Origin of the sequence: Acidovorax temperans (genome assembly GCF_006716905.1) — a bacterium.
GTDB lineage: Bacteria > Pseudomonadota > Gammaproteobacteria > Burkholderiales > Burkholderiaceae_C > Acidovorax > Acidovorax temperans.
In genome coordinates this window covers 198,982-212,066 of sequence record NZ_VFPV01000002.1, presented here as the reverse complement: position 1 = coordinate 212,066, position 13,085 = coordinate 198,982, and the positions used below count along the sequence as shown (strand labels likewise).

The 13,085-nt window shown below is 66.7% G+C and carries 12 protein-coding genes and 1 pseudogene; 11 read left to right on the top strand and 2 right to left on the bottom strand.

What is annotated here, in order from left to right:
• The first annotated feature begins 88 nt into the window (after positions 1–88).
• Positions 89–1,312, top strand: a complete 1,224-nt coding sequence (locus BDD18_RS09090) for a GGDEF domain-containing protein (protein WP_142082829.1) — start codon at positions 89–91, stop codon at positions 1,310–1,312.
• A gap of 43 nt (positions 1,313–1,355) precedes the next feature.
• Here BDD18_RS09090 and BDD18_RS09085 read toward each other — a convergent pair whose 3' ends face one another.
• Positions 1,356–2,399, bottom strand: a complete 1,044-nt coding sequence (locus tag BDD18_RS09085; RefSeq protein ID WP_142082827.1) for an IS630-like element ISStma10 family transposase — start codon at positions 2,397–2,399, stop codon at positions 1,356–1,358.
• A 189-nt stretch (positions 2,400–2,588) separates the two neighbouring features.
• On the opposite strand from BDD18_RS09085, the gene BDD18_RS09080 reads away from it, so the two are divergent.
• From BDD18_RS09080 to BDD18_RS09035, 10 genes are all read left to right on the top strand, one after another.
• Positions 2,589–4,094, top strand: a complete 1,506-nt coding sequence (locus tag BDD18_RS09080; protein ID WP_142082826.1) for a M20 family metallopeptidase — start codon at positions 2,589–2,591, stop codon at positions 4,092–4,094.
• A 31-nt stretch (positions 4,095–4,125) separates the two neighbouring features.
• Positions 4,126–4,995 (top strand): alpha/beta hydrolase, encoded by an 870-nt coding sequence (locus tag BDD18_RS09075; RefSeq protein WP_082758658.1) that lies wholly within the window; start codon positions 4,126–4,128, stop codon positions 4,993–4,995.
• A 287-nt stretch (positions 4,996–5,282) separates the two neighbouring features.
• Positions 5,283–6,329, top strand: coding sequence for a ubiquinone anaerobic biosynthesis protein UbiU (gene ubiU, locus BDD18_RS09070; protein WP_142082824.1), 1,047 nt, complete (start codon positions 5,283–5,285; stop codon positions 6,327–6,329).
• 200 nt (positions 6,330–6,529) lie between these two features.
• A complete protein-coding gene (gene ubiV, locus BDD18_RS09065) occupies positions 6,530–7,462 on the top strand; it encodes a ubiquinone anaerobic biosynthesis protein UbiV (protein ID WP_142082823.1) in 933 nt (310 codons plus the stop codon).
• Positions 7,463–7,498: 36 nt separating this feature from the next.
• Positions 7,499–8,050, top strand: a complete 552-nt coding sequence (gene ubiT / locus BDD18_RS09060) for a ubiquinone anaerobic biosynthesis accessory factor UbiT (RefSeq protein WP_142082821.1) — start codon at positions 7,499–7,501, stop codon at positions 8,048–8,050.
• Positions 8,051–8,061: 11 nt separating this feature from the next.
• Complete coding sequence (locus BDD18_RS09055) at positions 8,062–8,532, top strand: putative zinc-binding protein (RefSeq protein ID WP_142082819.1); 471 nt, start codon at positions 8,062–8,064, stop codon at positions 8,530–8,532.
• On the top strand, positions 8,525–9,166 hold the full coding sequence (locus BDD18_RS09050; RefSeq protein WP_170207389.1) for a UbiX family flavin prenyltransferase: 642 nt from the start codon (positions 8,525–8,527) through the stop codon (positions 9,164–9,166). Before BDD18_RS09055 ends, BDD18_RS09050 begins: the two co-directional genes overlap by 8 nt.
• A 64-nt stretch (positions 9,167–9,230) precedes the next feature.
• On the top strand, positions 9,231–10,718 hold the full coding sequence (gene ubiD, locus BDD18_RS09045; RefSeq protein WP_142082817.1) for a 4-hydroxy-3-polyprenylbenzoate decarboxylase: 1,488 nt from the start codon (positions 9,231–9,233) through the stop codon (positions 10,716–10,718).
• Between the two features lie 246 nt (positions 10,719–10,964).
• Complete coding sequence (locus BDD18_RS09040) at positions 10,965–11,483, top strand: GNAT family N-acetyltransferase (RefSeq protein ID WP_142082815.1); 519 nt, start codon at positions 10,965–10,967, stop codon at positions 11,481–11,483.
• Between the two features lie 52 nt (positions 11,484–11,535).
• The gene (locus BDD18_RS09035) at positions 11,536–12,105 is read left to right on the top strand and encodes an NUDIX hydrolase (protein ID WP_142082814.1); all 570 of its coding nucleotides are present in this window, start codon (positions 11,536–11,538) and stop codon (positions 12,103–12,105) included.
• Here BDD18_RS09035 and BDD18_RS09030 read toward each other — a convergent pair.
• Positions 12,092–13,069, bottom strand: a pseudogene (locus BDD18_RS09030) (Bug family tripartite tricarboxylate transporter substrate binding protein). The gene BDD18_RS09035 and the pseudogene BDD18_RS09030 sit on opposite strands and share 14 nt — an antisense overlap.
• Between the last annotated feature and the right edge of the window lie 16 nt (positions 13,070–13,085).

The window sequence follows — 13,085 nt, the reverse complement described above, 5'->3', positions numbered from 1 at the left end:
ACGCTGGAATGCGCCGGACAAGCCCGCACGCAGCGGGCTTGTTTGGGGCACCCACTCTCCAACGCACATTCATTGATCTGCCCCTTCCATGGCCCTGGCTTTCGCACACGTTCCCACGATGCTGGCGATGATCATCCTGTCGTCCCTGACGACGGCCGGTGGCATGGCCGTGGTGGGCGCGGAGCGGCGCCACGATGGGGTGCAGTGGTGGGCGCTGGGGCTGCTGTTCAATGCGGTGGCGCATTTGCTGTTTGCATTGCGCGGCACCATCCCTGACATCTTCTCCATCGTCCTGGGCAACACCTTGCTGATGGGGGTGTACCTGTCCCTGCTGGCGGCCGTGTTGCAGTTCCAGGGGCGCAGGCTGCCGCGCACCGCCGCAGTGGCGCTGCCGCTGTTAATGGCTGGCTGCATGGCCTTGCTGGCAGACAGTTACGCCGCGCGCGTGGTGGTGGCCGGGCTGCTGCTGAGCTCCATGAACCTGTGGCTGCTGAGCTGTCTGATCACCCGCTGGAAGACCACGGGCGGGCGCGGCGCATGGCTGGTGGTGGGGGCACTCAGTTTTCAGACACTGGTGTTTGCGCTGCGCATAGGCCTGGTAGGGATCAGTTCCTGGGTGGGCGCGGAGCTGATGCAGTCCAGCGCCGTACAAACCCTCACCTTCATGAGCACTTTTGCGGTGGTGCTGGTCGCTTCGATGGGGTTTGTCTTCATGGCCCGCGACCGGGCAGATGAAGACAACCGCCGCTTGGCCGCCGTGGATTCACTCACTGGCGTGGCCAACCGGCGCGCGGTGATCGCAGCGCTGGACCGCGATGTGGCCCGCTCCATCCGCACCCATGAACCCATGGCGTTGATGATGGTGGACATCGATCACTTCAAGAACGTGAACGACCGCTACGGCCACCCGGTGGGCGACAAGGTGCTCTGCAGCGTGGTGGAGGTGCTGCGCGAGCGGGTGCGGTCACAAGACCTGGTGGGCCGCTACGGCGGTGAGGAGTTCATGGTGCTGCTGCCCGACACCACGGCCAGGGGCGGCTACCTGCTGGCACAGCAATTGTGCGAAGCCGTGCAGGCAGTGCACCTGGAGCACGAAGGCCAACCCATTCCCGTGACAGTGAGCATTGGCGTATACGGCGGGCGACTGCAGCCCGGCGACCATTGGGACATGCTGATCTCTGCCGCCGACCGGGCTTTGTACGAAGCCAAGGACCGGGGGCGCAACCGCGTGGAAGTGGTGGAGGCGTTGCGCCGCCCCGCATCGCTGGTCACCGCCAACTCGGGCCCCGAAACCCAGCCAGCGCTTTTCTGAGAACTGGTTTGGAACGGGGTCTTATTGATCCGGCGGGGATTATTCATGAGGCCGCATAGGCGACATGCTTGTCACCAAAGTACTTCTTGACCCGCTCTGGTGTGTTCTCCAACATCGTCATGTGTTCAGTCGCCGCTGCGCGCAGCTTGGCCTTGGTTCGCACCGGAACCTTGCTGCCAATCGCATGCTTCAAATCTGCGTTCAGCCGCTCCTCTGGGTTGAGCTCAGGGCTGTAGCTGGGCAGGTAGAACAATTCAATGTCCTGTTTGTGCTGTGTCGCCCACTCCTTGACTGGCTTGCTGTGGTGCACCCTCAGGTTGTCCAGAATCAGGAATATCTTCTTGCCCTGCGACTCCTTGATCAAGGCCTGCATGAACTCGATCAGCCTGTCTGAATTGAACGCCTCGTCAATGATCATCCAGCGCGTTTTGCCCTGGTTGGTGACGGTGGCAATCATGGAGAGCTTTTGCCGCGTTCCGCCGACTGCGCGCGTCACTGGTGTTTGGCCCGCAGGTGCGTAACTTCTGCCACGCACATCCGTGTTGACCAGCGCTGTTTCGTCACCCCAATGAATTTCTGCGCCTTCACGCTTGGCTCTGGCCTCAATGGTGGGGTATTCATCTTCGAGCCAGGCCTGGACGGCCTCGGGCCGCTGCTCGTAGGCTTTCTTGATCGGCTTTTGCGGTGTAAAACCCCAGCGTGCCAGATAGTCGCCCACCGCCCGCACAGACAGCTTGATCCCCAGGTCGCGTTCAATGAGTTCGCGCACTGCGGGCCGACTCCAAAGCGCGAACTCCATCTTGATCTGCTCTGGGCGTTTGTCGATGATGGTCATTCGAATCACGCGCTCTTGCTTAGTGCTCAGGCTGCGTCCACTACCTGGTTTCTTTCCCCTGGCGTGGGGCTTGAGTGCGGCCGCACCGCCTTGCTCGAACAGGCGCAGTGCAGTGTTAACCCCAGACCAACTGAGCCCGGTTTGCTCAACGATCTGCATCACGCCAACACCTTTTCGATGCAAGCGAATGACCTGCTTGCGCCGTTCATGCAGCACTTCCCGCGACTGCTTGCGTGCATCTTCTTTTTCCATGAACGTTCGACTCACGCAATCTACAAAAGTTCATGAATAAATCATGCCGAGTTTATAGAACCCTCGGCGCCTTCACGCACCCAGCCGGTGTGCCCCAAGGCGCCGTCGGAATAGCGCCCGCGCCTTGGCGGCCTGGGCCGGCTTGTGTTGGAATGGCGTTTTTGCAATGCCCACCGACAGGAGCCCGCCATGAATGCCCGCGTACCCCCCATCGCCCTTGAACCCGCACTGGCACTTGATCGGGTAAGCCAGGCGTGGGACAGCGAGATCGTGCGCCAGCTCACCGACTACATCGCCATCCCCGCCAAGTCGCCCATGTTCGCGGCCGACTGGGCAGAGCAAGGCCTGCTGGACACCGTGGTGCGCAACGCCGCCGCCTGGGTCGAGTCACAAAAAGTGGCAGGTCTTACGCTGGAAGTCGTGCGCCTGCCGGGCCGCACGCCGGTGCTGTTCTTCGAGATCGAAGCCACCCAGGCCCACGCACCGCAAACGGTGCTGATGTATGGCCACCTGGACAAGCAACCTGAATTCAGCGGCTGGCGCAGCGACCTGGGCCCGTGGACGCCCAAGTACGAGGACGGCAAGCTCTACGGCCGGGGCGGCGCGGACGACGGCTACGCGGTGTACGCCAGCATCGCCGCCGTGCAGGAATTGAAGCGCCAGAATGTGCCCCACCCCCGCATCGTCGGCCTGATCGAGACCTGCGAAGAAAGCGGCTCGCGCGACCTGATGCCCTACATCGACGCCCTGCGCCCCCGCCTGGGCGACGTGGGCCTGGTGATCTGCCTGGACAGCGGTGCCGGCAACTACGACCAGCTGTGGCTCACCACCAGCCTGCGCGGCATGGCCAGCGGCACGCTCAAGGTCGAGATCCTGACCGAAGGCATCCACTCGGGCGACGCCTCGGGCCTGGTGCCCTCGTCCTTCCGCATCATGCGCCAGGTGCTAGACCGGCTGGAAGACAGCAAGACTGGCCGCCTGCTGCCCCAGAGCTTCCATTGCCAGGTGCCTGCCGACCGGCTGGCCCAGGCGCAAGCCACCGCCGCCATCCTGGGTGAAGAGGTGTACCGCCGCTTTCCGTGGGCGCACTACGACTGCGGTGGCTCCACCACCTTTGCGCTGCCCACCACCACCGACCCATTGCAGGCCCTGCTCAAGCGCACCTGGGAACCCACGCTGAGCGTGACCGGTGCCGAGGGCTTTCCCACGCTGCAAGACGCAGGCAACGTGCTGCGCCCCTACACCGCCTTCAAGCTCAGCCTGCGGCTGCCCCCGCTGGTGGATGCGGCCCAGGCCGTGCAAGAGCTCAAAGCCCTGCTCGAAGACAACGCGCCCTACCAGGCCAAGGTCACCTTCGAGGGCCTGAGCGGCGCCACGGGCTGGAACGCCCCGGCCACCACGCCCTGGTTTGAGCAAGCGCTCAACGAAGCCTCGCAGGCGCACTTTGGCGCGCCCTGCGGCTACATCGGCCAGGGCGGCACCATCCCGCTGATGAACATGCTCAGCGAAGGCTTCCCCACCGCGCAGATGATGGTGTGCGGCGTGCTGGGCCCCAAGAGCAACGCCCACGGCCCCAACGAGTTCCTGCACGTGCCCTACGCCAAGCGCCTCACCGCCTCGGTGGCGCATGTGATGGCCGCCATGGCCCAGGCACAGGCCGCACAGCAAGGCGCTGCGCCTGCCGCAGCCCCCTGATCGTCGTAACCCTATAGCTTCCAGCGCCGGTATGCCCCAACAGTTCGCATCCCCCACCCTCAGCCCCTTCACCGCTGCCGATGGGGAAAACCTGGCACTGCACGAATGGCCCGTGGCCGCCGACACCCCCCTGCGCGGCCTGGTGGTGCTGGTGCACGGGCTGGGCGAGCACGCGGGCCGCTACGGCGCGGTGGCCGAGCAGCTCAACACCTGGGGCTTTGCCGTGCGCGGCTACGACCACTACGGCCACGGCGAATCCGCCGGGCCGCGCGGTGGCCTCAGCAGCGACACGCGCCTGCTGGACGACCTGGCCGACATGATCGAATGCACCCGCGCCCGCCTGCCGCCCGGCCTGCCGCTGGTGCTGCTGGGCCACAGCATGGGCGGCCTGGTGGCTGCGCGGCTGGTGTCGCTGAACCTGTGCCCGGTGGATGCGCTGGTGATGTCATCGCCCGCGCTGGATGCGGGCCTGAGCCCGGTGCAAAAGCTGCTGGTGTCCACCCTGCCCAGCATTGCGCCCAACCTGCGCGTGGGCAACGGGCTCAATGCCAACTACCTCTCGCACGACGCGCAGGTGGTGGCCGACTACCAGGCCGACCCGCGCTGCCACGATCGCATCAGCGCCCGCCTGGCCCGCTTCATTGCCACCGCAGGCCCCGCCACCGTGGCCGCTGCGCCCACCTGGACTGTGCCCACCTTGCTGATGTGGGCGGGGGCCGACCGGCTGGTGAGCCCCGCAGGCAGCCAGGCCTTTGCGCAGGCAGCACCGCCGGCCGTGGTGCAGTCGCACTGCTTTGAAAACGCCTTCCACGAGCTGTTCAACGAAACGCCCGAGTACGCCACGCCGGTGTTCGACACGCTGCGCGACTGGCTGCTGGCGCGCTTTGCCGTGCGGTATTGACGAAGGCATTTGCAACCAAATCAGCCTCCCGCGCTTTACCAGCAAGCGCGGACAGCTATATTTTTCATAGCATCTTGCCATGAACAGCCCAGGTCAACGGGCACGGAACGCCCCTTGACCGCGCGGCGAAGGCGGGCCAGCCAGACCCGCCCAGGTCAAATCCCGATTAAATTTGTCTGACATTGTGCGCACCGGTTGATGAAGATCAGCGGCTGCGCGCGCAGGGCTCACTATGGTGGCGGCCAATGCCTTGGCACCATGCCGGTGCTGGCGATGAAACGCTTGCCATGGAACCCTTGACCCCTGCTGCAAACACCCCCACCGCAGCCCCTGCCCCTGAACTGGTCTGCCCCGCCGGCAGCCTGCCCGCCCTGAAGGCCGCCATCGACCACGGTGCCGACTGCGTGTACCTGGGCCTGCGCGATGCCACCAACGCCCGCAACTTTGCCGGGCTGAACTTTGACGAAGCCGCCATTGCCAGCGGCATTGCCTACGCCCACCAGCGCGGGCGCAAGGTGTTCATGGCGCTGAACACCTACCCGCAGGCCGCCAACCCCGGCCCCTGGCGCAGCGCGGTGGACAAGGCCGTGGACATGGGGCTGGACGCCGTCATCCTGGCCGACCCCGGCCTCATGCAATACGCCGCCCAACACCACCCGCAGCTGCGGCTGCACCTGTCGGTGCAAGGCTCGGCCACCAATTACGAGGCCATCAACTTCTACCGCGAGCAGTTTGGCGTGGTGCGCGCCGTGCTGCCCCGCGTGCTGTCGATGGAGCAGGTGCGCCAGGTGATCGAGCGCACGCCGGTCGAGATCGAAGTCTTCGGCTTTGGCAGCCTGTGCGTGATGGTGGAAGGCCGCTGCGCCCTGTCGTCGTACGTGACGGGCGAATCGCCCAACACCCATGGCGTGTGCTCACCCCCCAAAGCCGTGCGCTGGCAAGAAACGCCGCAGGGCCTGGAATCGCGCCTGAACGGTGTGCTGATTGACCGCTACGCCCCCGGCGAAAACGCGGGCTACCCCACTCTGTGCAAGGGCCGCTTTGATGTGGGCGACGAAGAAAACTACTACGCCATCGAAGAACCCACCAGCCTGAACACACTGGAGCTGCTGCCCCAGCTCGCCAAGATCGGCGTGCGCGCCATCAAGATCGAAGGCCGCCAGCGCAGCCCCGCCTATGTGGCCGACGTGACGCGCGTGTGGCGCGAGGCCATCGACCACTGCATGGCCCAGCCCCACCGCTACGCCCCCAAAACCCACTGGATGGCCCAGCTCGACCAGGTGGCCGAGGGCCAGCAGCACACCCTGGGCGCCTACCACCGCCCCTGGAAGTGAAATGGTTAGGCGACAACCCCCTGAGCCGCTGCGCGGCTTCCCCCTTCTCTCTACGCGCTTCGCGCTAGGGGAAGGGTGACGGCGCCAGCGCGGCGGGGCGGCCCTTGCGCGGCGCCCCCTGGCCTGGATCGCGCCAGACCGCAGGTCGGTGCGCCGCTTTGCATCTGAAACACCCCGATGAAACACCGGAGTCCCCCACCATGAAAATCACCCTGGGCCCCCTGCAGTACTACTGGCCGCGCAACAGCGTCTTTGCGTTTTATGAAGCCATGGCCGACACGGCCGTGGACGAGATCTACCTGGGCGAAACGGTCTGCTCACGCCGCCACGAGCTGCGCCTGTCTGACTGGCTGGGCCTGGCCCGGCACCTGCAGGGCAAGGGCAAGCAGGTCGTCATGTCCAGCCAGGTGCTGCTTGAATCGGGCTCGGACGTGGCCTGGCTGCACAAGCTGGCGGCCAACGGCGAATTCATCGTGGAAGCCAACGACATGGGCGCGGTGCACTGCCTGGCGGGCAAACAGCCCTTTGTGGCCGGGCCGCACCTGAACCTCTTCAACCCCCAGTCCGTGCAATGGATGGCCCAGCTCGGCGCCAGCCGCTGGGTGATGCCGCTGGAAATGCGCCACCAGGACCTGGCCGTGGTGCAGGCCGCGCGCCCCGCCGGCTTGCAGACCGAGGTTTTCGCCTACGGGCGGCTGCCGCTGGCGTACTCGGCCCGCTGCTTCACCGCGCGGCACTACAACCTGCCCAAGGACGACTGCCGCTTCAGCTGCATGGAACACCCCGACGGCCTGCCCATGCGCACGCGCGAGAAGGAAGGTTTTCTGGTGCTCAACGGCACGCAAACGCAGTCGGCACGCGTCTACAACCTGCTCGAAGAACTGCCCCAGATGCGGGCCATGGGCGTGGACCTGGTGCGCCTGAGCCCCCAGCCCCAGCACATGGCGCAAGTGATTGCCTTGTTTGACGAAGTGCGCCGCCAGCCAGCCAACGCCGTGCACGCCCAAAACCGCATCCTGCCGCTGATGCCCGACTGGCCGTGCAACGGCTTCTGGCACGGCCGCCCCGGCCTGGAGCAAGGCCGCAGCGACCTGCACACGGCACAGCAGCACACCGAACGCTCCGCCGCCTGACGGCGCAGCCGCCCCACCCCTTACGTCTGGATTGCCATGCACCCACCCGCCCATTCCCCCACCCCCCGCCACGCCACCCAGGGCAGCGCTGGCGCCGCCGCACCGCGCCAGTTGCCTGCACCCGTGGGCGCCTTGCTCTCGCGCCTGCCCGCCTACCCCGGCTCGGTGCTGCTGGTCACCGCGCTGAACCTGGCCCTGGCGCGCCACCTGCCCGCCGACGTGCTGGCCCTGCTGCTGCGCCGCAAGCTGCGCATTGAGGTGCGCGACGCCCGCGTGGCGTTCGACTTTGCCTGGAACGGCCAGCGCTTTGCGCCCTGCAGCCCGCCCGGCGTGGGCAGCGCATCCGGCTCGCTCACTCCCCAGGCGCCCGACCTCACCATCAGCGCCAGCGCCCACGACTTCATGCTGCTGGCCCAGCGCAAGCAAGACCCGGACACCCTGTTCTTCAGCCGCCGCCTGTCCATGCAGGGCGACACCGAACTGGGCCTGGTGGTGAAGAACGCCCTGGACGCACTGGAGCTGCCCGTGCTCGACCCCGCCCAATGGACGCCCCGCGCCGTGCTCGCCCGCCTGTTGCCCAAGCCTTGAGGAGCCCCGCCATGAACACCGAACCCGGCGACCTGCGCCCCCCCGCGGCGGCCACAGCGCCCACCCACTGCACCGCCCCCGCGCCCATCGTGTATTCGTGCTCCGGCTGCTCCAGCGCCGCGCAGCTGGCCAACCATGTCGCACTGCGGCTGGACCGCTGCGGCGCCGCCGAAATGTCGTGCATTGCGGGCGTGGGCGGTGATGTGCCCCACCTCATGAAGACTGCGCGCGCGGGCCGCCCCATCATTGCGCTGGATGGCTGCCCGCTGGTGTGCGTGAAAAGCACCCTGGCCCGCCACGGCATTGAGCCCGCGCGCCACTACCAGCTGCAGCAATACGGCGTGAAAAAACGCGCCCATGAAGACTTCGACCCCGCCCAGGCCGCTCTGGTGCTGGAACGCGTGCTGGACGACCTGCGCTACGAGCCCCTGACGGGCGCGTCCACCCCTTCACAACCCCGCCGCGAGACTGCCCATGGCTGATGCCGAGGCCGCCCCCAGCAGCGCCGTGGCCCGCACCTTGAACCGCATCGTCGTCGGCATCTCGGGCGCCAGCGGCGCCACCTACGGCTTGCGGCTGCTGCAGGCCCTGCACGGCCAGCCCGGCATCGAAGCGCATGCAGTGGTGTCAGACGCAGGCTGGCGCACGCTGCAACACGAATGCGGTGTGGACAGCCCCGCCGCGCTGCAGGCCCTGGCCCCCGGCCACCAGCTGCACGATGTACGCAACGTGGGCGCCACGCTGGCCAGCGGGTCCTTTCGCAGCCACGCCATGGTGGTCGCGCCCTGCTCCATGCGCACCCTGGCGGCCATTGCCCACGGGCTGAGCGACAACCTGCTCACCCGCGCGGCGGACGTCATGCTCAAAGAGCGCCGCAAGCTGGTGCTGATGGTGCGCGAAACCCCGCTGCACCTCGTGCACCTGCGCAACATGCTCACCGTGACGGAGATGGGCGCCATCTGCTGCCCGCCCCTGCCCGCCTTCTACCAGCACCCGCGCAGCGTGCAAGACGTGGTGGACGCCAGCGTGGCCCGCGTGCTCGACCTCATCGACGTGCCCCACACCCTGGCCACGCGCTGGGCCGGGCTGCCCGCCCCACTGGCCGCCGCCTCTTAACTATCAATTTCATAGCTGCTAGCGCTTATCCATCAAGCGCTAGAGGCCTTTTTTCTTCAAACCCATGTCGTACCAAGACCTGCGCGACTTCATGGCCCAGCTCGAAGCCACGGGCGAGCTGCACCGCGTGCACGAGCCCGTATCACCCCACCTGGAGATGACCGCGCTGAGCGACCGCGTGCTGCGCGCCAGCGGCCCGGCGCTGCTGTTCACCCAGCCCACCGGCCACCACATGCCCGTGCTGACCAACCTGTTTGGCACGCCCGCCCGCGTGGCCCGCGCCATGGGCGTGCCCGACCTGCACGGCGTGCGCGCCCTGGGCACCTTGCTCGCCACCCTCAAAGAGCCCGAGGCCCCCAAAGGCTTCAAAGACATGCTGGGCATGGGCCAGTTGCTCAAGACCCTGTGGAACATGGCGCCCCACACCGTGGGCCGCAACGCGCCTTGCCAGCAAGAGGTGTGGGAAGGGCCGGATGTTGACTTGGCCCGCCTGCCCGTGCAGCACTGCTGGCCCGGCGACGTGGCCCCGCTCATCACCTGGGGCCTCACCATCACGCGCGGGCCGCGCAAGGCCCGGCAGAACCTGGGCATCTACCGCCAGCAGGTGCTCTCGCGCAACCAGGTCATCGTGCGCTGGCTGGCCCACCGCGGCGGTGCGCTGGACTTTGCCGACCACTGCGCCCAGCACCCCGGCCAGCCCTACCCCGTGGCCGTGGCGCTGGGGGCCGACCCCGCCACGCTGCTGGGCGCCGTCACGCCCGTGCCTGACAGCTTGAGCGAATACCAGTTCGCCGGCCTGCTGCGCGGAGCCCGCACCGAAGTGACTGCTGCTTTGGGCGTGCCGCTGCAAGTGCCCGCCACCGCCGAGATCGTGCTCGAAGGCCACATCCAGCCCGACGCCCACCACGCCAGCGGCTGGCAGCACGCGCTCGAAGGGCCGTATGGCGACCACACCGGCTACTACAACGAATGCGCCGAATTCCCCGTGCTCACCGTGGACCGCATCACCATGCGCCGGGACCCGATCTACCACAGCACCTACACCGGCAAACCGCCCGACGAACCCGCGGTGCTGGGCCTGGCGATGAACGAGCTGTTCATCCCGCTCCTGCAAAAGCAGTTCCCCGAAATCGTGGACTTCTACCTGCCACCCGAAGGCTGCAGTTACCGCATGGCCGTGATGAGCATCCGCAAGGCCTACGCAGGCCACGCGCGGCGCGTGATGATGGGCGTGTGGAGCCACCTGCGCCAGTTCATGTACACCAAGTTCATCGTGGTGGTGGACGATGACGTGGACGTGCGCGACTGGAAGGAAGTGATCTGGGCCATCACCACCCGCATGGACCCGGCGCGCGACACCATGATGGTGGAACACACACCCATCGACTACCTGGACTTCGCCTCGCCCGTGAGCGGCCTGGGCAGCAAGATGGGGATGGACGCGACGAACAAATGGCCGGGGGAGACGCAGCGCGAATGGGGTCGGCCCATGCACATGACGCCGGAAGTGAGCGCGCGGGCTGAGGCGCTGATGCGGGGGCTGGAGCTGTAGGGGTGTGGCTTGGTTGAGAGACCGGTTTGGGCCGAATGCTGCGTCACGGTTAGCAGAGACCACGGCCCCTCGGATGGGCTGATTTGCGCGGGCAATAAAAATCAAAGGCAAGTTTGCTCAATACGATAGGATGGATCGAACCCTCGGCAAAAGGCCATTTCCTCATATCCTTTTGAACCCGCACGATCCCGATGGATCGCACACCACTGAGGTGTTTGCCTTCTCCATCCCCTTCACTCGACCTCCATGCCCGCTCTTGAAGTCCGCCCCCTGCAAACCGACGACCTGCCTGCCCTGATGGCCGTGCAACGCGGCGCCTATGGCGATGGGTTCATGGAAAGCACCGAGGTCTTTGCCCGCCGGCTGGCCAGCCCGGTGAACTGCTCGCTGGCCTTGCTGCTGGACGGTGCGCTGTGCGCCTACCTGGCCGCCTACCACTCGGTGCTGGGCAAGGTGACGCCGCTGCATGGCGACTTTGAGCCACCCGTGGGCACTGCGCCCGACACGCTGTACCTGCACGACATGGCCGTGCTGCCCCACTTGGCCGGACAGGGGCTGCCGCAGCGCCTGCTGCAGCCCTTGTGGGAGCAGGCCACGGCGCAGGGCCTGCGGCAAAGTGCGCTGGTGTCGGTGCAGGGATCGGAAGGTTACTGGCAGCGGCATGGCTATGTGGCGCAGCCACTGCACCAGCCTGAACAGCAGCAGCGCCTGGCCAGCTATGGCGAAGGGGCGGTGTACATGGCCCGCACACTGCAGGCCATTTGATGCGCGCGGCGGTGTCAGCCCCGTGACACGCCCTGTGGTCATAATGCCCGCCATGCCAAACCGCTGGAAACCCAACGTCACCGTGGCCGCCCTCATCGAACGGGAGGGGCGCTTTTTGCTGGTGGAAGAAGAGACCTCGGACGGTCTCAAGCTCAACAACCCCGCAGGCCACCTGGAGCCCGGCGAATCGCCCGAACAGGCCTGCGCCCGCGAAGTGCTGGAAGAAACCGCGCACGACTTTGTGCCCACGGCGCTGGTGGGGGTGTACCTCAACCGCTTCGTCAAGACGCGCACGGGCGACGACCTGACCTACCTGCGCTTTGCCTTTGCCGGCACGCTGGGCACGCACCACAGCTGGCGCACGCTGGACGCAGGCATCTTGCGCACCGTGTGGATGACGCCCGATGAAATCCGCGCCTGCCCTGAGCGCCACCGCAGCCCGCTGCTGCTGGCGTGCCTGGAGGACTACCTGGCGGGCCAGCGGCACCCGCTCACGCTGGTGCACACCGACCCTTCGGTGATGCAGGCACAGGCCAACCAGCGGCAAGTGGCCACCGGCCAGGCGCATGGGGCGGCGCACCAGCCATCCCCCGCGCCCGCCCACCTCCTCAATCAGCGGTAATCTTCCGCTCCTTGATGGTGGCGGCCCACTGGGCCGATTCCTTCTTCATGAACGCCGTCAGCTCGGCCCGCGTGGTGGGCTGGGGGCTGAGGCCGTGCTTGTTCAGCGCTTCTTTCACGCCGGGGTCGTTCAGCACCTTGACGATTTCCTGGTTCCAGCGCTCCAGCAGCGGCGCGGGGGTCTTGCCGGGGGCCACAAAGGCGTACCAGTTCAGCGCCTCAAAGCCAGGAAAGCCGGACTCTGCCACTGTGGGGATATTGGGCAGGTAAGCAGGGCGTGTAAGGCCGGTGGTGGCCAGCGGGATCAGCTTGCCCGCTTCGACATGCGGCATGGCCGTGGGGGGCGCGGCAAAGTACGAGGTCACGCGCTCGCCCAGCAAGTCCTGCAGCGCAGGCGCGCCGCCCTTGTAGGGGATGTGGGTCATGTCGATGCCCGCGCGCTGGTTGAACAACTCACCCGCCAGGTGCGATGCGGAGCCCGCGCCGGTGGAAGCAAACTCCACGCTGCCCGGCTTCTTCTTGGACAGTTGCACAAACTCGGCCAGCGTCTTCACGCCCGCGCCCTTGTGCACCACCAGCACGTTCGGAAAGTTCACGCCGCCCGACACCGGGGCGAGGTCCTTGAACGGGTCGTAGGGCAGCTTCATCAGGTGCGGCGCAATGGTGAGCGGCCCCACCGAGCCGAACAGCAGCACGGTGCCATCGGCCGCCGCATTGGCCACAAACTAGTGCGCGATGTTGCCGCCCGCGCCGCCCTTGTTGTCCACCACCACCGACTGGCCAATGTTCTCGCCCAGCTTTTTGGCAATCAGCCGCGCCGCTGCGTCGGCCGCGCCACCCGCAGCAAAACCCACCACCAGCGTCACTGGCTTGTTGGGCGGAAAGTCTTGCGCCGCAGCGCCGAAAGCCAGGGGCAAGGCTGCCAGCGCCAGGGCGCATTGCAGCAGGGTTTGCTTGTGGTTCATGGGGTCTCCTTCTCGT